This window comes from Anaerococcus cruorum (genome assembly GCF_046365495.1).
GTDB lineage: Bacteria > Bacillota > Clostridia > Tissierellales > Peptoniphilaceae > Anaerococcus > Anaerococcus cruorum.
In genome coordinates, this window is sequence record NZ_JBGMEH010000006.1 from 221,847 (window position 1) to 242,546 (window position 20,700).

At 31.4% G+C, this 20,700-nt stretch carries 21 protein-coding genes, 1 tRNA gene and 2 other RNA genes; 4 read left to right on the top strand and 20 right to left on the bottom strand.

Features of this window, described 5'->3' with window-relative positions:
• The 3 genes from glgA to ACCQ40_RS05770 are packed head-to-tail and all read right to left on the bottom strand — an operon-like array spanning position 1 to position 3,690.
• Positions 1-1,431 (bottom strand): glycogen synthase GlgA, encoded by a 1,431-nt coding sequence (glgA, locus tag ACCQ40_RS05760; RefSeq protein ID WP_410032988.1) that lies wholly within the window; start codon positions 1,429-1,431, stop codon positions 1-3.
• Entirely contained in the window at positions 1,431-2,555 is a 1,125-nt protein-coding gene (gene glgD / locus ACCQ40_RS05765; protein WP_394011461.1) for a glucose-1-phosphate adenylyltransferase subunit GlgD, read from the bottom strand. Before glgD ends, glgA begins: the two co-directional genes overlap by 1 nt.
• A 1-nt stretch (position 2,556) precedes the next feature.
• Positions 2,557-3,690: a glucose-1-phosphate adenylyltransferase gene (locus ACCQ40_RS05770; protein WP_410032989.1), complete on the bottom strand. Its 1,134-nt coding sequence runs from the start codon at positions 3,688-3,690 to the stop codon at positions 2,557-2,559.
• Positions 3,691-3,842: 152 nt separating this feature from the next.
• On the opposite strand from ACCQ40_RS05770, the gene ssrA reads away from it, so the two are divergent.
• Positions 3,843-4,198, top strand: a transfer-messenger RNA (tmRNA) gene (gene ssrA, locus ACCQ40_RS05775).
• Positions 4,199-4,266: 68 nt separating this feature from the next.
• Here ssrA and recR read toward each other — a convergent pair.
• Genes recR through dnaX form a run of 3 tightly spaced genes read right to left on the bottom strand, consistent with a single transcriptional unit; the run spans position 4,267 to position 6,928 of the window.
• Positions 4,267-4,872, bottom strand: coding sequence for a recombination mediator RecR (gene recR / locus ACCQ40_RS05780; protein ID WP_410032990.1), 606 nt, complete (start codon positions 4,870-4,872; stop codon positions 4,267-4,269).
• A complete protein-coding gene (locus ACCQ40_RS05785) occupies positions 4,872-5,207 on the bottom strand; it encodes a YbaB/EbfC family nucleoid-associated protein (protein ID WP_410032991.1) in 336 nt (111 codons plus the stop codon). Before ACCQ40_RS05785 ends, recR begins: the two co-directional genes overlap by 1 nt.
• Positions 5,208-5,218: 11 nt before the next feature.
• A complete protein-coding gene (dnaX, locus tag ACCQ40_RS05790; protein WP_410032992.1) occupies positions 5,219-6,928 on the bottom strand; it encodes a DNA polymerase III subunit gamma/tau in 1,710 nt (569 codons plus the stop codon).
• Positions 6,929-7,013: 85 nt separating this feature from the next.
• On the opposite strand from dnaX, the gene ACCQ40_RS05795 reads away from it, so the two are divergent.
• The 3 genes from ACCQ40_RS05795 (at position 7,014) to cbpB (ending at position 7,923) form a co-directional block, all read left to right on the top strand.
• Positions 7,014-7,104, top strand: a tRNA-Ser gene (locus tag ACCQ40_RS05795).
• Positions 7,104-7,371, top strand: an RNA gene (ffs, locus tag ACCQ40_RS05800) — signal recognition particle sRNA large type. Before ACCQ40_RS05795 ends, ffs begins: the two co-directional genes overlap by 1 nt.
• Before the next feature lie 87 nt (positions 7,372-7,458).
• Positions 7,459-7,923: a cyclic-di-AMP-binding protein CbpB gene (gene cbpB / locus ACCQ40_RS05805; protein WP_410032993.1), complete on the top strand. Its 465-nt coding sequence runs from the start codon at positions 7,459-7,461 to the stop codon at positions 7,921-7,923.
• 16 nt (positions 7,924-7,939) lie between these two features.
• Here the strand turns inward: cbpB and ACCQ40_RS05810 are convergent, their stop codons facing one another.
• The 14 genes from ACCQ40_RS05810 to ACCQ40_RS05875 form a co-directional block, all read right to left on the bottom strand.
• Entirely contained in the window at positions 7,940-9,592 is a 1,653-nt protein-coding gene (locus ACCQ40_RS05810; protein ID WP_410032994.1) for a GlgB N-terminal domain-containing protein, read from the bottom strand.
• A gap of 32 nt (positions 9,593-9,624) precedes the next feature.
• Complete coding sequence (locus ACCQ40_RS05815) at positions 9,625-10,326, bottom strand: glucosaminidase domain-containing protein (protein ID WP_410032995.1); 702 nt, start codon at positions 10,324-10,326, stop codon at positions 9,625-9,627.
• A 62-nt stretch (positions 10,327-10,388) separates the two neighbouring features.
• Positions 10,389-10,964, bottom strand: coding sequence for an orotate phosphoribosyltransferase (gene pyrE / locus ACCQ40_RS05820; RefSeq protein ID WP_410032996.1), 576 nt, complete (start codon positions 10,962-10,964; stop codon positions 10,389-10,391).
• 8 nt (positions 10,965-10,972) lie between these two features.
• Complete coding sequence (locus ACCQ40_RS05825) at positions 10,973-11,872, bottom strand: dihydroorotate dehydrogenase (protein WP_410032997.1); 900 nt, start codon at positions 11,870-11,872, stop codon at positions 10,973-10,975.
• Positions 11,869-12,594: a dihydroorotate dehydrogenase electron transfer subunit gene (locus ACCQ40_RS05830; RefSeq protein WP_410032998.1), complete on the bottom strand. Its 726-nt coding sequence runs from the start codon at positions 12,592-12,594 to the stop codon at positions 11,869-11,871. The genes ACCQ40_RS05825 and ACCQ40_RS05830 overlap by 4 nt, the downstream gene beginning before the upstream one ends.
• The gene (gene pyrF, locus ACCQ40_RS05835; protein ID WP_410032999.1) at positions 12,581-13,444 is read right to left on the bottom strand and encodes an orotidine-5'-phosphate decarboxylase; all 864 of its coding nucleotides are present in this window, start codon (positions 13,442-13,444) and stop codon (positions 12,581-12,583) included. The genes ACCQ40_RS05830 and pyrF overlap by 14 nt, the downstream gene beginning before the upstream one ends.
• Complete coding sequence (locus tag ACCQ40_RS05840) at positions 13,428-14,621, bottom strand: dihydroorotase (protein ID WP_410033000.1); 1,194 nt, start codon at positions 14,619-14,621, stop codon at positions 13,428-13,430. Before ACCQ40_RS05840 ends, pyrF begins: the two co-directional genes overlap by 17 nt.
• A complete protein-coding gene (locus ACCQ40_RS05845) occupies positions 14,621-15,049 on the bottom strand; it encodes an aspartate carbamoyltransferase regulatory subunit (RefSeq protein ID WP_410033001.1) in 429 nt (142 codons plus the stop codon). The genes ACCQ40_RS05840 and ACCQ40_RS05845 overlap by 1 nt, the downstream gene beginning before the upstream one ends.
• Positions 15,042-15,968 (bottom strand): aspartate carbamoyltransferase, encoded by a 927-nt coding sequence (pyrB, locus tag ACCQ40_RS05850; RefSeq protein WP_410033002.1) that lies wholly within the window; start codon positions 15,966-15,968, stop codon positions 15,042-15,044. The genes ACCQ40_RS05845 and pyrB overlap by 8 nt, the downstream gene beginning before the upstream one ends.
• A 56-nt stretch (positions 15,969-16,024) precedes the next feature.
• Entirely contained in the window at positions 16,025-16,555 is a 531-nt protein-coding gene (locus ACCQ40_RS05855) for a class IV adenylate cyclase (protein WP_394011446.1), read from the bottom strand.
• A complete protein-coding gene (locus tag ACCQ40_RS05860; RefSeq protein WP_394011445.1) occupies positions 16,555-17,232 on the bottom strand; it encodes a metallophosphoesterase in 678 nt (225 codons plus the stop codon). Before ACCQ40_RS05860 ends, ACCQ40_RS05855 begins: the two co-directional genes overlap by 1 nt.
• Positions 17,229-19,049, bottom strand: a complete 1,821-nt coding sequence (locus ACCQ40_RS05865; RefSeq protein ID WP_410033003.1) for an ATP-binding protein — start codon at positions 19,047-19,049, stop codon at positions 17,229-17,231. The genes ACCQ40_RS05860 and ACCQ40_RS05865 overlap by 4 nt, the downstream gene beginning before the upstream one ends.
• Positions 19,046-20,056: a metallophosphoesterase family protein gene (locus ACCQ40_RS05870; protein WP_410033004.1), complete on the bottom strand. Its 1,011-nt coding sequence runs from the start codon at positions 20,054-20,056 to the stop codon at positions 19,046-19,048. Before ACCQ40_RS05870 ends, ACCQ40_RS05865 begins: the two co-directional genes overlap by 4 nt.
• Positions 20,053-20,622 (bottom strand): histidine phosphatase family protein, encoded by a 570-nt coding sequence (locus ACCQ40_RS05875; protein ID WP_394018314.1) that lies wholly within the window; start codon positions 20,620-20,622, stop codon positions 20,053-20,055. The genes ACCQ40_RS05870 and ACCQ40_RS05875 overlap by 4 nt, the downstream gene beginning before the upstream one ends.
• Positions 20,623-20,700: the final 78 nt, after the last annotated feature.

Below are 20,700 nucleotides of genomic sequence, written 5' to 3' on the forward strand. Positions count from 1 at the left end.
TTAGGCTTTAATGTTCTCATATAAGTCTAAGTATTTGCCCGCAGACATTTGCCAGTCTATGTCTTGACTCATAGCGTTTTTTACTAGCCTATCGTGAGTTTTTTTATCATTTTTATAAACATTTATAGCATTTTTTATGGTAAATAAAAGCTCATGGGCATTTATATTTGCAAATGAATAACCAGTCCCATCTCCTGTGTATTCGTTATAAGGAATTACCGTATCCTTTAGCCCACCTGCTTCTCTTACTATTGGTAGTGTTCCATAGCGCATAGCAATTAATTGGCTGATGCCACATGGCTCTGATATGGATGGCATTAGATAAAAATCACTTGCTGCATATATTTTATGGGCTTCTGCTCCACCAAAATAAATCCTGCTTGCCATTTTTTCTGGATACTTCCAAGCAAAATATTTAAACATTTCCTCGTAAGTATAATCACCAGTTCCCAATAAAACAAACTGAATATCTTCTTGTAAAAGTTCTTCTAGGATAAAACGAATTAAATCCATACCCTTCATTTCATTTAACCTAGATACCAGTCCTATAACAGGCACATCTTCTCTTTTTGGCAGTCCATATAATTCTTGGATAGCAAGTTTATTTAAAACTTTTTTATCAACAGAACTTATATCGTATTTTTGATCTATCATAGAATCTGTTGCAGGATTCCATTCATCATAGTCAATCCCATTTACTATGCCTGATAGTTTATATTCATACTGTTTTATAACACCATCTAGGCCTTCTCCATAAAATGGATAGTGAATTTCTCTAGCATAGTTTTCTGAAACAGTATTTACTGCTGTAGCATGGATGATGCCCGCTTTCATAAAGTTTATAGCATCATAAAATTTTAAGTCATTCTCATTAAAGTATGATCCATCAAGCCCTGCTAGGCGTAAATATTCGGGATCGAAAATACCTTGGTATTTTAAATTGTGGATAGTAAATAAGGTTCTAATGTCATCAAAATAACTATCCCCACGTCTAAAATCATTCACAAAAACATTTACCATAGCAGTATGCCAGTCATTTGAGTGGATGATGTCTGGTTTAAAATTAATTTCTTTACCTAGAAGTGTACAAGCTTTTGAGAAAAATAGAAATCTTTCAGCATCATCATCATAACCATAAGGACTTTCTCGGTCAAAGTATTCTAAATTATCAATAAAATAGTATTTGACTCCATCAAAATCAAGGCTATATACCCCTGCATATTGGTGTTTCCAGTCAAGGTCTACATAAAATTCAGTGATTTTTTCCATTTTGGCCCTATATGACTCATCAATAGTACTATATAAAGGCAAAACTACTCTAATATCTGCTCCAAGTTTTATGAGTTCTTTAGGAAGAGAACCTGCAACATCTGCAAGTCCTCCAGTTTTTATAAAAGGAACTGCTTCACCAGTTAAATAAAGGATATTCATTAATAACTCCAATCCTCTAATATTTCATTTTTACTTGATACATATGGATGAGATCTATTACCAAATAGTTTTATATTTTTACCTATCTGTGTACCTTTTTCAGCGATTACAAAGTTAAGGATTGATTCCTCTCCTATTACGCTATCTTGGAAAATAACTGAGTTTTTGATTACTACCCCTTTTTTTACATAAACTCCTCTAAATATAATTGAGTTTTCTACATCTCCTTCAATTATCGCTCCATTGGCCACTAAAGAGTTCTTTACATTGCTATCTTTCGTATATGAAGTAGATGGCTCATCTTTTGATTTTGTGTAAACAAGTCCATCTTTATAAAACAAATTATTAAAATATTCTCTATCTAGTAGCTTTAGATTTGCATTAAAGAAAGAATAGGCATCCATAATTATTTCTAATTGGTTATCAATTCTATAAAAATCTATATCTAACTCTTCAGGAAAGTCAAAAATAGCCGTTAAAAGACCGGAAATACTATTTTTTTCTTCTGCATATCTTAAAATTCTTATAAATAAATCTCTTTTTATTAGAATAGAACCTGAAAATAAGTCAAACTCTTCGCTAGTTCCTAAATTGAGACCAGCACTAGTTGGTTTACCATTTTCATTAGAATTTATTATTTTACGATTTAGAAAAAAACCATCTTTATCATATGTTTTTTTAGTAAAGATTAGGGCATCTTTATTCTCACTTTTTAAACGCTCCTTAGCATCTCCTATATCAACTTTATTTATATACATAGGATTTGTAATGAATACGTACTCAGCACTACTACTTTCAAATGCTCTTATAGTATCAAAGTAAGTTTCTATTTCAGTTGGATTTGTTATATCATAGTTTGGAGGATTGATTGTAAGACCTCCTCGTCTTCTATTTAGCTCCCAACTACGTCCGTCTCCTATATGATCAATGGTAGAACGCATTTTATTTCCCGCATATAAAATTACATTGCTAATATCATAATTAGTTAAATTTGAAAGCGTAAAGTCAATTATCCTATATCTTCCAGCAAATGGAAGCATATAATCAGGTCTTACCTTACATAATTCTCCGTAATCTGCTGGATTAAATTCTGAGCTATACACTAATGCTAAAATACTATCCATATTATTCCTCCCCGATACCTTCAGAACTTACTAGGTAGACCTTATCAGTACCACTTTCACCGATATTTTCAGTTATCTCTATATCTTCTGCAACGACACAATTATATATTTTGCATCCAGCCTTTACCTTTGATCCATTTAGTAAAACAGAATTATATACCTCCGCCCCTTCTTCTACAGTTACATTTGAAAAAAGAACAGAATTTTCTACTTTACCATCTATAACACAAGCTTCATTTACCAAGGCATCATTTAAAGTTCCTTTTGGTCCTATTCTATGTGGTGGTAAGTTTAGGCTGGTGGTATATATTTTCCAATCTTCATCATAAATACCAAGCTCATTATCAGGATTAATTAAATCAAGGTTTGCTTGCCAATAACTTCTTACAGTTCCTACATCTTTCCAGTAACCATCAAATTTATATACATAAAGTGGCTGGCCATCTGCAAGCATTTTAGGAATAATATCTTTTCCAAAATCATTAGAAGAATTTGGATTTTCATTATCTTCAATTAGAGCTTTTCTTAAAACTTTCCAGTTAAATACATAAATGCCCATGGATGCAAGATTAGATTTTGGATTTGCAGGTTTTTCTTCAAATTCGGTTATTCTACCATCTTCATCAGTATTCATAATACCAAATCTACTAGCCTCATCCCAATCAACTTCCATAACGGCAATAGTAGCATCTGCTCCCTTTTCCTTGTGGATATCTAAAAGCTTTCTATAATCCATTTTATAAATATGGTCACCAGATAAAATTAAAACGTATTCTGGATTTACCAGATCAAGATAATTTATATTCTCATAAATAGCACTAGCAGTTCCCTCAAACCATTTCCCTCCTTCTTCTGTATAATATGGAGAAAGGATTCTAAGTCCACCATTATTTCTATCATAATCCCAAGCTGATCCTATACCTAAGTGACGGTTTAAAAGTTGTGGTTTATATTGAGTTAAAACACCTATATCTTTTATTTCTGAATTTGTAGAATTGCTTAAAGCGAAGTCTATTATTCTGTATTTTCCCCCGAATGGAACTACAGGTTTTGCCATATCTTTTGTCAATGCTTTAAGTCTTGATCCTTGACCACCAGCTAAAAGCATTGCTGCTGTTTTATTTGAGTTTCTCATATGCCCTCCTTTACAAGAGACTTATCTGTATAATATATTAATACCCTAAATTAGGAGTATAAAAGATAAAAAAACCTTTTCTTAATATATATTTTACAAAATTTACACTTCTTTGACAATAATAACGGATAAAAGTATAGTATCAGTTACATGGGGATGCCATGGTTTCGACGTGGTCGAAGAATTATTAGTAGCAAGTCGAGTGTGGAACGTAAATCCACAGTTTAAATATAAACGCAAACAACAATAGCGAAGCTAACTTCGCACTAGCTGCCTAAGAATCTGGTAGCAATGAATTGTAGGTTTGTCGCGAACTTACAATTTGTTTCATAATTTTAGCGACAACTAATATACCTAAGCTTTGCGGTATATTCAGTAAAATGAAGCTAGCATAAAAACTATTTGTAAGTTTATCAGTTTTTATGTGAATATTTTAAACTTACTAAACTTGTAGAAGCTAATAAGGAGACTTCCACGGACATGGGTTCGACTCCCATCATCTCCACCATGTAATATTTATACAATAAAAAAAGAGCCTTTATGGCTCTTTTTTATTTCTTAATTACTTTTTTTAACTTAGTCATGGATTTCTCGTCTATCTTCTATAGCTCGCTCTAGTGTAAGCTGATCGAAGTATTCCAGATTTGACCCAACAGGTATACCTTGGGCAATTTTTGTTACTCTAACATTTTTTTCATTTAAAAGACTGGTTAAAAATAATGTTGTAGTTTCTCCTTCTATTGTAGAAGAAATAGCAAGAATAACTTCATTTATACCCTCACTATCAATTCTATTTAATAATTTATCTATATTTAATTCATCTGGTCCTATACCATCTGATGGAGATATTAATCCACCAAGGACATGGTATTTACCATGAAAGGCTCCTGATTTTTCTATAGCTATCAAATCTTTTACATCTTCTACTATACAGATAAAATCTTCTTCACGTGTAATATCTTTACATATATCACAAATTTCTGCTTCTGTAAGGTTGCCGCAAATCTCACACCTATGGATTTTTTCTTTTACTTCCATTAAGGCCTTGGAAAAGTCTTTTATATCAGTTTCATCTCGCTCTACAATATTCATAGCCAGTCTTTCAGCTGACTTTCTGCCTATAGTTGGAAGTTTTTGAAATTCTTCTATTAAGTTATTTAAACTTTCTGGAAAGATTGCCATTACATAAATCCAGGTATGTTTAACCCACCTGTTAGTTTGCCCATAGTTTGGCCGCTATATTCATCTGCCTTATTTAGAGCATCATTTACAGCTGCGATTACAAGGTCTTCTAGCATTTCACTATCTTCTGGGTCTATTACATCTTCATCTATTTTTAAAGCAATTAATTCTTTTTTTCCATTTACAGTTGCTGTTACAACTCCACCGCCAGATGTTGATTCAAATTCTTTTTCTTCAATGTCTTGCTGAGCTCTTTCCATCTCCGCTTGCATCTTTTTAACTTGTTTCATCATATTGTTCATATTTCCGCCACCTGGGAATCCGCCTCTTGCCATAATTTTCTCTCCTATTCTATAATTAATTCATCTCCAAAGATATCTAATAATTTATTAGAATAATCTTTGCATTCTTCTTTCTTAATTTCTATTTCTTCTTTTTTTTTATCTTCTACATTACTTATATTATTGTTCATATTATCATATGAATCAATAGTAAACTTATAATCTGTTTTTAAGATGTCTTTTAAATTCTTTTCTATATCACCTATTTTTGATACTATAAAGAAATTATAAAAGTCTTCTTTGATATATAGGATAAAACTGTTATTTTCTATCCTGTAATTAAAGCCTTCATCAGTAAATAAACCATTTATAACCCCGCCAGCAGTTTTTACTAGCATGGTTTTTATTTTTTCTTCCTCAACAGAAGTTAAAGAGTTGCTAGTTCTTGGTGAAACCTCTTCTTTCTCTTCTATTTTTGGTGGTTGATCAATATTTTCTGAAACTTCATTAGTACTATTTACTGTTTGTTCATCTAGCTTATAATTTATTTCAGGAATTTCCCTATTAACTGGTACATCAACCTGAGTTAAATCTAGATTGGTTAGTTTATTTTCCACTACTTTATTAATAGTATCTATCAAATCATCACCAGTATTTTTTTCTAGATAGCTTATTCTTGAATCTAGGTTATCTATATTTTTTAAATTTAATAACCTAAGGATACAAACTTCTGTAAGTACATCAGTATTTTCTGTAAGCTTCATCTTGTTATTATATTCAATAAGTATATCCAGATAGTCTCCTAGTTCACCATCAGTTATATCTTTTGACCTTTTAGCTATGAAGTCTTTGTACTCCCTATTGTCAAAAAATGATTCATTACCTGTTAGTTTAAATATCAAAATATCATTAAAATATGCTATTAAGCTATCTATGATATCTTTATTGGACTTATTATTAGCTCTTAAATCAAATAAGCTTTCTAAACTTATTTTTGAATCTTTTGCTATAATCGCACTGGTAAGTCTATCTACATCATAAAAATCCACTACCCCTAGCAAGGATTGGACTTTTGCTAAATCATATGATTTCTCTCCAAAAGAAACTACCTGATCTAGGATGCTAAGTGCATCACGCATGGCTCCATTAGCTTTTTTTATAATAAGTTCAACGGCCTCGCCATCCATCTCTATATCCCTATCTTTTAAGATTTTATCTATTTGAGTTTTAATATTTGTATCATCTATTTTGTTAAACTCAAATTTTTGCACACGGGATAAGATTGTGCGTGGCACTTTTTCTATTTCAGTTGTTGCTAGTATAAAAACTAAATGGCTTGGTGGTTCCTCCATGATTTTAAGTAAGGCGTTAAATGCCTCACGAGTTATCATATGGGCCTCATCTATGATATAAACCTTATATTTTAGTTTATTTGGTGGATAAATTACATTATCTTTTAGATTTCTTATATCATCTATCCTACGGTTACTAGCAGCATCCATTTCCACTACATCGATAGTAGCTTCTTCTTCAATAACCTTGCAGTTTTCACATTCAAGGCATGGCGACCCATCTTTAGGGTTTAGGCAATTAACTGCCTTTGCAAATATTTTTGCACAAGAAGTTTTTCCTGTACCTCGTTCGCCAGAAAATATATAAGCATGGCTTATCTTGCCAGTTTTAACTTGATTTTTAAGGACAGTTGTTACCCTATTTTGGCCTAAAACCTCATCAAAAGTTTTTGGTCTATATTCTCTATATAATGCTTTTGCCATAATTTTCCTTTCTAAAACATTATACCATATGAAAAATTTTTGCATTTAAAAAAATTCATAGTATAGTCTAATATGTTAATCGTATGGAGAGCTGTCCGAGCGGTTGAAGGAGCACGATTGGAAATCGTGTATACATCTTTCATGTATCATGGGTTCAAATCCCATGCTCTCCGCCATGCACTAGACGGGGAACTAGCGATGCCTTGTAACCTGCAATTCGCTATAGCAGGGTCGAATTCCCAGCCAAGGGATATTATCTAACTACAAGCCTATATAAACTAGCGTTGACTACTAGGTCTTGCGCAACAGGAAACTATGAACCATGTCAGGACGGGAACGTAGCAGCATTAAGTAGATCTTTCTGTGTGCCGTAAGGTCACCTAGTACGAGCTAGGCTTATATAGATACTCTAGTGAGATCTTATTTCGAAGCTGGGTGTGCTTTACATAACCTCGAGGTTAAACCTCGGGGTATTTTTTAACTTTATTTTTCTTTTAAGGTAGTTTATAATCTTAATAAGGAGCTTAAATATGATAGGTAAAAATATAGAAAAAATGTTTAAAGAACCTACCGAAAATATAATGATTCCAGCAAGTGATGTAGCTGTAGTCCGTGAGAAGGACTCCCTAGTCCATGCAATACTTGTCCTATCCTCTTCTGGTTATCAAACCATCCCAGTTTTAGATGAGGAAAATAGAGTAAGGGGACTGATTTCCATTTCTAATATAGTTACTAATACTGAAGATTTATCGATTTTTGATGAGGAAAAACTTGCTCAAATCAAAGTAGAAAATGTTATGAATCAAATGGTGCCTATACTATTTGATAATTATAATCTAGAGGATGTTTTAAGACTAATAATTAATAATAACTTTATCTGTATCACCCACAAAAATGGATATTTTTTAGGAATCATTCCTAGAAAAATAATCCTAGAAAGATTTACAAATATAGCCCATAACTTGGAAAATCAATATACATTAACACAAAAATAAAAAAGAGGATGAGTTTTTACTTATCCTCTTTTATTTTAAAAATAGCTGACCCAAATGGTCTTATTTTTATAAAATCATTTTTATTTATACTTCCATTTATATTGCCAGATCCCTGATAGGCTAAAGCTTCTGTATTTATCAACTCTTCTAACTCATATGGACTTGGTATTTTGTATTCTACATCTGTTAAATTTATTATAACCAGTAATTTATTTTCTTCATAGTATTTTATAAAAGCATAAATGCTATATCCACCTATATCCAGAAGTTTTGTTGTTGATTTTTCGCTAAATAAGGCTTTTTCGCTTTTATAAAGGCTTGATAAATCTTTGTAAAAGTTATTAAAACTTAAATTTTCATCACTTTTTGTATATAAAATAGTTTTATCAAATACAGAAAATGTTTTAAAACTTGCTAGCTCATTTCCCATAAATAACATTTTTGATGCATTTATCGAATACAAAAAGGTCATAAGAGTTTTTAATTGACCTAATTTGTATTCCCCATGCATCTTCATAGCTAGGCTAGCCTCATCTAAAAAGTCATCTACATATGAAAATCCTAGTATTTTTTTAGAATTATCGGCTATTATTAAATCATGCACATCTCTTTTATACTTATCTCGCTTAAAAGGAGATTTTTGCATAATTCTTAAAATATCTCTAAAACTTAAATCGTAAACATAATCAAAAGATAAATCAAGATTATAAGTGCCATTAAAGCTTGCTATAGCATAGGCCTTATTGTTATGAATGATACTAATAATTTCTTCTAAAAATTCCACCCAATTTTGATTAATTCCTCTATATTCTTGACCTTGCCAGTAAATAGCATTTTCTATATTAGCTAAATCTATACCATCTAAGTTAAATTCTGTTAACCAATAATTAACTACTGATAGGAGATAAGACCTGCTGGCATTCTTATTAGGATCAAAGTTTAAACCACCATAAAAATTATATTTTATGTCTGAAAAATCATAAGTATATAGGTTTGTCCCGTCAAAATTATCTAGGAAATAAGCATTTTCATCGAATTCGTAAATATCTAGTTCTACTATAACGCCAATTTTATTGACATGCGCTTTATCTATAAATTCTTTAAAGTCTATCTTACTTCCATATCTACCTGCAAAGGCAAATAAGCCAGTACTTTTGTAACCATAAGACTTATAATTTTCATATTCAGTAACTGGCAAAAATGAAATGCAGTCAAAGTTATTAGCCACACAGTGGTCAATTAACTTATCAAAAGAAAAGGTCTCATCTTTTAAAAGTGATCCTAGGTGAACTTGATAGATATTTTTTGGCTTTTTATTTACTTTTTTATTTTTAAAGTCATAATCATCATCACCAACTAGGGAGCAATTTTCCTTTACTGACATCTCTCTTGCATAGGGATCTAGCTTTTTTATTATCTCCCCTTCTCTAGTGGTAAATTTGTATTGGTATCTATCACCTTTTTTAGCATTTTTTATATTAGCAGAAAATACCCCTGTTCTGTATTTTCTTAATCCCTGACCCTGCCAATCGTTAAAATCACCTATAAGTTCAACTTTATAAGCGTTTGGAGCAAAAACTCTAAATATATAACCACCATCTTTTGGATGGTTCCCAAAAAACTCATAAGCTTTTTTAGATTGTCCTTCTATAAATTTTTTTGTATCCATAAAAACCTCCTACTTATAGGAAAAAAGACAGGTCATATACCTGTCTTGTTATCAAATGCATCTATCATAGATCTAGCTACTTCTATCATCATCCAGTTTACTTTTTTTGACCAATCTGGGTCTGTTGCATAGCTCATACCTATTGCATCTGTTGACACACCGTTATAGTAATCTCCATCAGATGATAGGTAACTTTCCTTTAAATGCTTTGCTACAGTATTTATAGAATCAGCTGGTGTTTTAAAATCTTTCGCTTGATTATATGGGTCAAAATCATAGGCATTAAAACCAAAAAGATTATTTTTATTTAAAAATAATTCGCTAGTGCCATTACCAGTTTCATGTTTGGCCATAGCCATTAGCAAGATTGGATTTACACCATAGGTTTCTCCAGCTTTTTTAAAATCTTTACCAAGACCAGCTAGTCCAGTACCTGCTAAGGCATTATCTAGCTCTTCCGCAGAAAAGTCTGGTGTATTTAAAAGGTAAAACATATTGTTGGAATCAATCTTACTAGATCCTTGATCATAAAAAATATCCAAATCTTCTTCAAATTTTTTATATTTTTCTGCTTGAGTTTTTTTTAGAAGCTTAGCCTCATAATATATTTTATTGATTCCATTCATAAGAGTAACTTTTGTATTTTCTTTTGCAGCAAAGACTTTATTTGAACTAAAAAAAGTTACAAATAAGACAAATACTGCCATTAATTTTTTTGTTTTTTTGTTTTTCATATATAAATTAAGTCCTAACTTTTTTATAAATTATATTAGCTAGGACTTAATAAAGCAAATTATTATTTAATTTTTCTTGATCCAGGTTTCACCGCTGGTGTATCTTTTAAATGATCTGGTAGGTCATCTGCATCATAAGTATTTACATCTATTTTTGTTGCAGAAATAATAGGTAGTCCATTTATCTCGTCTTTGTTTGATCTATTTACAATAGATGTTAAAGCTACTACTTCAGCTCCATAAGATCTAATTACTTCCACTGTTTCAAAAGAAGATTTTCCTGTTGTAATTACATCCTCAACAATAATAACTTTTGCTCCCTTTGGTATTTCAAAACCACGACGCAAAGCCATTTCATTATCTACTCTTTCAGTAAATATAGCATTAGTTCCGATAGCCTTGGCTACTTCATAAGAAATAATTACCCCACCCATAGCTGGTCCTACACATAGGTCAACATCAATACTCGCTTCTTTTAATTTTTCTGCAATTATTTCTGATACTTCTGCACAGTACTCTGGATGTTGAATCAATTTTGCGCATTGAATATATCTATCAGAGTGTTTGCCGCTAGAAAGTAAAAAGTGACCTTCTAAAAGAGCGTCTGATTTTTTTAATAATTCTAATGTCTTATCCATATTCTCTCCTAAATAATTCCTGTAATTTCTTTTATATCTTCTATATTATTTTCTTCTAAATATTTTTCTATGCCATCTGCTACATCAAGCATGGTATTGTAGTCTACAAAGTTTGCAGTTCCTACTTGGATAGCGCTTGCTCCTGCCATTATAAATTCTAGGGCATCTTTATAATCAATTATTCCACCCATTCCAATAACTGGTATATCTACTGCATGAGCTGCTTCATAAACCATTCTTAGGGCAATTGGTTTTATAGCTGGACCTGATAAGCCTGCAGTTTTATTTACAAAAACTGGAGCTTTTGTATTTATATCTATAGCCATAGCATTAAAGGTATTTACAAGTGAAATTGCATCTGCTCCATTATCTTCTGCAAGTTTTGCAAATGTTGGAATAGATCCTACATTTGGTGAAAGTTTCACTATAAGCGGTTTTCTAGTTTCTTTTCTCACTTTTGATATAACTTCACTAGCCTTAGTTGGATCCGTACCAAAGGCCATGCCGCCTTCTTTGACATTTGGGCAGGAAATATTTAACTCTATCATAGGCACATCAGTTTTATCTAAGATGCTTGCGCCTTTTACATAGTCTTCTACTGAATGGCCACCTAGATTTGCAATGGTAACTGTATCTTTGCTAAGTAAAAATGGCAGTTCTTCATTTACAAAATACTCTATGCCAGGATTTTGTAGGCCAATTGAGTTCATAATACCTGATGGTGTTTCGTGGATTCTTATCCCGCTGTTGCCTAGATTTTTGTTTAAGGTAAGACCCTTTGAGCAAATGCCTCCTAGCTTATCAAGGTCAATATAGTCTGCAAATTCTTTTCCAAAACCAAAAGTTCCACTTGCAGCAATAACTGGGTTTTTAAAGTGGATACCGCAAATATCTACTCCTATATTCATTCAAAAACCTCCCTTGCATCAAAAACTGGACCATCTTTACAAACTCTTAAAAACTCTCCATCAGCACTTGGGACTGTACAACCTAGACATGCTCCGATTCCACAAGCCATATGGGCTTCCATAGAAACTTCTAAATAAGCTTCATTGTTTTTCTCATGAATTGCCTTAAGCAGACCGTTTGGTCCACAGGCATAGATTATGTCATAGTCATCTGGATTTAAATCTTCTGTGATGAATTTCTTGTTATTTTTAAAAGAAGTTGTTGTTACAGAATTTACATAGGGTCTAAAGTCATCTACAAAGTATGGATCGAAAGTAAAACCTGCGTAAAAATCTGGTTTTTCTGGTAGATTTTTTACTAAATCTAAAAGTGGTGCTATACCTATCCCCCCAGCAACTACTGCAACTTTTTTACCCTTTGCAACTTCAGTATTAAAGCCATTACCAAGTGGTCCTAAAAGTTTTACCTTATGCCCTGGAGTAAGGCCTGCCATAATATCTGTGCCTGCACCTACAACTTGATATAAAAAAGTAAGTTCTTCCTCATTTTGATCACACACCCCAAAAGGACGAGATAAAAGTGGCTCGTTTCTAAAACTTTCTGTTCTAAACATAAAAAACTGACCAGACCTTGCCTTTAAACCTATGTCGACTTTCATTTTCCATATGTCAGGAGCTATTTCAATATTTTCTGTAATTACACCATTTTTATAGGTCTTCATTTTTTAAAATATCCTCTCTGGTTTTTAAAACAGCTTCTCTGGCATATTGGCCAATATTGTCTGCTCCATCTTCGTAGTTCATATAGGCTTTTAAAACTCCACGGGAGTTGTTAACCACCCCACCGTTATTGTCATTTAAAAGCTTATAAACATTTAGACTATCTGCTCCTTGGGCACCAAATCCTGGAATTAAGAAGAAATTGTTTTTGTATCTATCTCTTATTTCTTCAACTTCTTTGGTGTGAGTTGCTCCTACTACAAAGCCCACTGGGCCATAGCCTGATTCTCCAATGTATTTATCGTTTAGCTCTTGTAATTTATCTCCAACTTTAAAGAATAACTCTTCTCCATCTGTTTTTAAAACTTCAAAGTCATTTGCTCCTGGATTTGATGTTCTAAGTAAAACAAATACACCTTTTTTACCACTTGCTAGGTACTCTTCATAAGGCTTAATTGAGTCCATGCCCATGTATGGGTTTAAAGTTATAAAATCTGTTTCAAAATCACCTTCAAAGTGGGCTTTGGCATATTGGCTTGCAGATGCTGCTATATCTGATCTTTTGATATCTCCTATAGACAATAAATCATTTTCTTTTAGATATGCTAGAGTATCCCTATAAGCAAGCATCCCTTCAATACCATAGGACTCATAATATGCTATTTGGAGTTTATAGATAGCTGTTATGTCGTAAGTAGCATCTATAATTTCTTTATTAAAAGCAAAAATTGCCTCATGGATGCTTTTACCTTCTTTATTTTTTTCTGGTATGTAATCAAGCGAAGTGTCAAGGCCTACACAGACAAAGCCTTTTTCTTCCACTTCCTTATATAATCTATCTATTATCTGCATATTTTAAGACACCTTTCTTATAAACTTTTTTAACTTTTCCGAAAAGTTCTTGGTCTATTAATAGTGAATTTTTTGCTTTTGATTTTATATCTTCTTCTTTGTAGATATAAGATTCATCTAAGTCGATTAAAGTAAAGTCTGCTTCAAAACCTGGTTCAATCTTTCCTTTGTTTAAGCCTAATAATTTTGCAGGATTTGTTGCCATAATTTTTATCAAATCATTTAAAGAAATTTCTCCAGATTTTACTAAAACTTCATAACAAGTTGAAAAGGCTGTTTCTATACCAATAAAACCTGGTGCACCTTTCTCTTTATCTTCTTTGCTATGAGGAGCATGGTCAGTGGATATTGCATCTACTGTGCCATTTTTAATCATTTCTATTAGGGTTTTTCTATCTTCATCAGTTCTAATTGGTGGATTTACCTTTACTTCTTCACGCCCTTTATTAGCTAGTAATAAGTGGTGAGGAGTTACTTCACAAGTAATTGGTGCTCCTAGGTCTTTAAAGTACTTGATTGCTGTTATCGCACCCTTTGTTGATACGTGAGAAAAATGTACTGGGCAATCAAGTTTGTAAGCATAATAGCAATCACGAAGGGTCATTGCATCTTCTGCAATTTCATAGTCTACATCAGAAACTTTATCTACTTCTTCGTGGAGGGTCATGGTTACTCCAAGGTCTTTAGCTTTTTCCATGGCCTTATACATAACCATATCATCATTTACTCCATGGCCATCATCCGAAATATATTTTACAGACTCTGGCATCTTATCTAGGTGGTCTAAGGTCTTTCCATCAAAGTTTTCTGTAATAGTATATACTTGTTCGATATCAATTAGATCTAAATCCTTACCACGTTTCATGATGTCATTATAAACTTCTGGGCTAGATACTGTTGGATTTGTATTTCCCATAAGCAGTACTGAAGTATAGCCACCTGCAAGTGCTGAATGAGATCCAGTTTCTAAATCTTCTTTGTAAGTAAAGCCTGGGTCACGGAAATGAACATGCATATCTACAAATGATGGCATAAGCGCTAGGTTTTTACAATCAATTATCTCATCTGCATTACTTTCATCAAAGGCTTCTACGATAATCCCATCTTCTACATATATAGGCTCTTTAGAGATTTTTATATCATCAAAAGTATAGGCATTTTTAAATATCTGCTTCATTACTCTTCAACCCCATAAATGTGATCACAGTAAGCGCACTTATATTGTTTTTCTTCTGGCTTAAACAAAATAAATTTAGATGGCACTGATCTTTCGGAGGTAGAAATACATTTTGGATTTTGACAGGTTAGGACATTTACTATCTCATCTGGTAACTCTAGTTCTTTTTTCTCTACTACTTCCTCATTTTCTATAATATTTACAGTAGCTTGAGGATCTATAATAGAAACTACATCTAAGTCTAAATCTTTGTGATTTTCTACCTTTATGATATCTTTTTTGCCCATATTTGAACTTTCTGCATTTAAGATTAACGCAACTTGGTCATCCAATTCTGCTAGTCCTAATAATTCAAATATTTTTATACCATTGCCAGCTTTTACGTGGTCAATTACTATTCCATTTTTTAAACTTGTAATCTCAAGCATTGTTCGCCTCCAATAATTTCATAATAAGGGCCATTCTTACATACATACCATATTTCACTTGGTTAAAGTATACAGCCCTAGGGTCCTTATCTACTTCTGTAGCTATTTCATTTACCCTTGGTAGTGGGTGCATTATTATCATATCTTCTTTAGCTTTTTTAAGTTTTGCCTTATCTAGGATGTATGAATCTTTTAATCTTGTATACTGACTCATTGAGAAAAATCTTTCTCTTTGAATACGTGTCATATATAAAATGTCAACTTGATCCATAACTTCATCTAGATTTGTAGTTTCGATATAATTTTTCTTATCTTTAAACACATCTTCTTTTACATATGTTGGCAGTTTTAACTCTTCAGGTGCTATTAATATAAAGTTATTATTATCAAATAAATTCATTACTTTTAAAAGTGAATGAACAGTTCTACCGTATTTTAAGTCTCCTACTAGACCAATAGTGTGACCTTCTAATGAATCCTTATATTGGCTAATAGTTAAAACGTCAGTTAAAGTTTGTGTAGGGTGTTGGTGGCCACCATCACCAGCATTTATTATAGGGCAATCTGCAGTTTGACTAGCTAGATATGCTGCTCCTTCTTGAGGGTGGCGCATAGCAATTATATCTGCATATTGGCTAACTGTTCTTACAGTATCTTGTAAACTTTCTCCTTTTTTGGATGAGGATACATTTGCATCCGAAAATCCTACAACAGATCCTCCAAGTCTTATCATTGCAGACTCAAATGATAGTCTAGTCCTAGTTGATGGCTCAAAAAAAAGAGTCCCTAAAATTTTTCCCTCACATATATGAGAAAATTCTAGTGGACTCTCAATTATTTCATTAGCTAAATTAATTATTTCGTATATATCGTCTTTAAAAAGTTCTTCTGATGTCAATAAATTTTTAATACTAATCATTTATACACTCCTTTTGTTCTTAAAGATATTACACGAAAAAATTGCTTTAGTCAAGTTTACTTATTTAATTTTTCTCTTAGTTCTGTTATAGATTCTGTGGTAATATTAGTTTTATCAAGGTTTAAGTCTTTTATAATTTCATCCATTTTATCCTTATTAGAAAACTCTATTTCCATATAAGGATGAGGATAGGTATTCTTATCCCAGATATCTATATCAAATCTTTGTTCTTTGTAAGAATATGATATTCGTTCTTTTTCTCCCTCATATTCTAATTCAATGTTAAGCTCTTCTAAAATTTTTATCATCATAGATACAGAATCTATATTTACAGTGTATTCATTATTTACACGAAACTCATCATCACTTTCTACTCTTTTAAAGGTAAGTTCTAGTGTTTTCTCATCATTCTCAAATTTTGTTTCACGGATTCTTAAATATCCATTTTCAAACTCTCCACTTTCTGGGACAAAGGTATAGTTTTTTTGAAACTCATGGCTTACCTTTGTTGCCCCAAGGTTAACTAATTTTTCTTCAATCTCTTCTGGGTCTATATTTAAAACTTTTACTTCTATTTCTCTTTGCATCATACAATCCTTACTGGTGTAAAATCTATATAATCACCTGCTACACATTTTATGTCTATATCTCCAATATTGCCTTCTTTTATAATAGAGTGGCCTACCCCATGGAGGTGTCCATAAATTAGATGTTCTACTTTGTGATTTTTACATATATCATAAAATTCATTTAAACTTTTATCTTGATTTATAGGTGGATAATGGAGCATGACTATTTTTTTATTATCCCCACTTGCTTTTATAGAGTTTTCAAGCCTCATTAGTTCACGAGTAAATACTTTTTCATCATGGTCTGTAAAATCCTTATGATCTCTAGGCATCCATCCACGAGTCCCGCATATGTCATAGCCTTCTATGGTAAATGAATTATTTTGTAGGTAGTGCATGGATGATAGACCTAAATTATTTATCTTATTTAAGGATGTCCACCAATAATCGTGGTTACCCTTCATCAAAATTTTTTGCCCATTTAATTCATCTATTTTTTTTAAATCAACATAGGCATGGGTTAAGTCCATAGCCCAGGATATATCTCCTGGGATTAGGACAGTATCAGCAGGGCCTACCACATCATTCCAATTATTAAAAATACGTTCCTGGTAATTTTCCCAATTTTGACCGAAGACTTCCATGCTTTTTTCATTTGTATAATCAAGATGTAAGTCAGCTAGGGCATATATCATATTTCCTCCAAATCAATCATATTAAAATCAATGGCCTCACTTTTTAAAACTTCTTCTTCCCTATTGTGGCAACTAAAATAAATGATCTGCCTGCTATTTGATAAATCTAATAGGAAAAATAAGGCCAAACGTAGCCTATCTAAGTCATAGTTTATAAATGCGTCATCGAAAATAATAAAATTATCTAGTTTATTTTCATTTATCAAAAATTTAAGGGCAAAGTTAAGTTGGTCATAAAAACCAGTTGAAAGTTTATCTATACTTATAGATTCACCATTTGCAGTTAATATGCTTGGATTTAGATCACTATCATAGCTTATCTCTTTGTATCTGTCCTTGGTAATAGTGGAAATCAAATCAGATATTTCATTATTAAATGTTTCTCTATCACCTGAAGAACTTTTAGATAATACTTCTATGGTATCCTTTGCAAGATTTATAGCTTCTATGTGATTTTCCATAGTTTTTAAGTTTTTTTCTAGTGTATTTAATCTATCTACTAAATCAACTTCTTGGTTTAGTTTTTCTTCAGCAGAAGCTAGCTTTCGCTCTAGAGATATATTTGTTTTAGTTAGTGCTTCTAGATCACTTTCAAGTCTTCGTATTTTTTCTTCAGTATCTTTAATATCCATTTTTTGAATAGTCTCTATATTTTTTCTATCTCTAGTTTTATCTTGATTTTCTAGAACTCTTAAAACTTCTTCTATCTTCTCTTTTTCTTTAGTTAACCTTAAAAATTCGATGTATCTTTCATCATTATACTTTTTATCTGCTGATTCTGACACTTCAACATTCTTTTTATCTATAACTATCATCATAAGTGGCAATATAATAGCTAAGGCTAAAAGGTAATTTTGTTTAAAATATCTCCACAATATTATTAGTAAAAGGGAGCCAAGCATATAAAATATATAGTGGCGGGTTAGGTTTTTAGTAGATAAATTTTCTTTTTCATCTACAATATTATGATTTTCTCTACCCCTTAAATCATCATATTTTTTTAACTCGTTTTCCACATAATTTAACTCATTCTTATACTTAATCTCATCTTCAAGGTTTTTATAGGCTACATTTTCCCTGTAGTTATCACGAGCATGCTTTAATTCCTTTAATTTTTGTGATTTATTAGATATTTCATCTCGATTTTTATAAAGTTTTGCAAAATCTTTGTTAGTTTCATTTCTAAGTCCTTTTAAGTCTAAGATTTCTCTAGATAATTTATCTATTTCAGTTTTTGTTTTTGCAAAAGGTTTAGTATAGGCGCGGTCTGATCCTATTTCAGCTAGCTTATTATCTAAGAAATTTATTGCATCACTTGCTGAGAAATTGTAATCATCTCTATTTATTAAAAGCTCTACTACCTTGGCCTTGGCTTTTTCGCTTGATTCTTGGCTTTGGTAGTTTGAAATTATATTTTTATATATCTCGTAGGATATACCTAACAAAAATTCACCTGGATAGTTTAAATTACTGACTATTGCCTCTATTACTTGATTATTAGTTATATTATATATCTTATACTCTCCACTATCAAAGTTGCGGCTTACCCTATAATCTATTCCATCTTTGTTAAATATTGCAAGTCCCGCATATTTATAAGAATTAATAGGTCTATATATCTCTTGTTTTTTATTAAAGTGACGCACACGGCTTCCATCATCAAAGCCATATAAAATACCTTCTATAAAACTTGCTATTGTAGATTTACCTGATTCATTTTTGCCATAAATAAGATTAAATCCAGAACTTAAATCTATATTTGTATTTTCAAATTGACCAAAGGATATTATATGAAGTTTTTTTATTATTACACTCATTTTTTACTCCTTAATATTGCCTCTAGGCCCAGCTCATAAGCGAGTTTACTAATTTCATCATCTTTTCCTTCAAAACTTTTACTAAATTTACTTAGTAGAGAGTTTGGATAAAGGTTTATTGCAATACTTGCATTTTCTTTAAAATCTTCTTTTATTTCTAGATAATCAGCGTTTATTTTTTTCTTTAAAATTCTAGTGTCTAGGTCTGATTTTTCTTTTAAATTAAGCCTTATAAAGTTTAGCTTATCGCTTAAAGAATCATTTATATATTTTAAAATATCTTCGCTACTCTCATATTCATTTGGGTATATATCTAAATCTATAAACTTAATTAAAGATGAATCTATCTGACTTATTTCACCCTCATCATAACGGATATATCCATAATCGTATATATCAGAAAAATCATGAGGCTCAGTGCTACCTGGATAGTAAATATTATATATATTTGCTGCCTTATGAATGTGGCCTAGGGCAACATAGTCAAAACCAATTTCCTGAAGTCTTGCAGGATCTAAATCTAAATAATTTGTAGGGCTTGGGCTAATATCTCCGTGAACTAATAATATATTAAAAAATTTCTTATCTAATTTTAAATCATAAGGAAAATCATTTTTATAAATACGATCCTTATAAGATAAACCGTAGACTCTCATATTATCTTTTTCGAATAAAGATAAATTTTCTTCTGTGAAGATATGAAGGTTATTTGGCTTATTATTCAAAAATATAGTATTATAAGAGTCAAAATAATCGTGGTTGCCTGTAACATAGTAGATATCCTTGCCAAAGTTATCAAATATTTTAAATAACTTATCAAAATCTTTTGATGAAAAATATAGTCTTTCAAATAAGTCTCCTGCAATTAGAGCAAAGTCCACATCTTTATTTTCATTAAATATGTTTTCAAAAGATTCCCAGGATTTTTTTCTTATAACAGAGCCTAAACTATTATCAAAATTAGATTTATCAGATAAATGTGCATCTGCAAGGTGGATAAATTTCATAGTAAATTAACACTTTCTATAATCTTTTTATCATCTTCTACTCTAAATACAGTAATAGAACCATTATCTAGCCAAAATGTCTGCCAATTTTCTTTATCTTTTAATAGCCAAAATAATGATGACTTTATAGCAATGGCATGGCTTACACATAGAATATCTTTATCTTCCTTAGATTTTTCATCAAAAAACTCACTCGTTCTTTTGATGACATCATTTATTGATTCACCACCAGGATATTTTATATTAAAAAAGTCTTTTTCTTTTTTATTAAAAAAATCTAATTCATTTATTCTTATATCTTCGAAAAATTTTCCTTTAAAATCACCAAAATCTAATTCATTTATACGACTGTCTATTGTATAATCATTAAAACCTAGTCTTTGGGCAGTCTCTTGGCTTCTTTTTAGTTCTGATACGTAAACTTCATCTATGTCATATTTTTCTAAATTTTTTTTAGTATTATTTAAAACACCATAACCACTTTCGTGTAACTTGGTATCTTTTAAGGAATAAAATCTTGAAATATTGGCTTCACTTAATCCATGTCTAACTAAAATTATTCTCATTATTCTCTCCTTTATTAATATTATATCTTATATACCTACACAAAAAAACAAGACCATATGGCCTTGCTTTAAGGTACG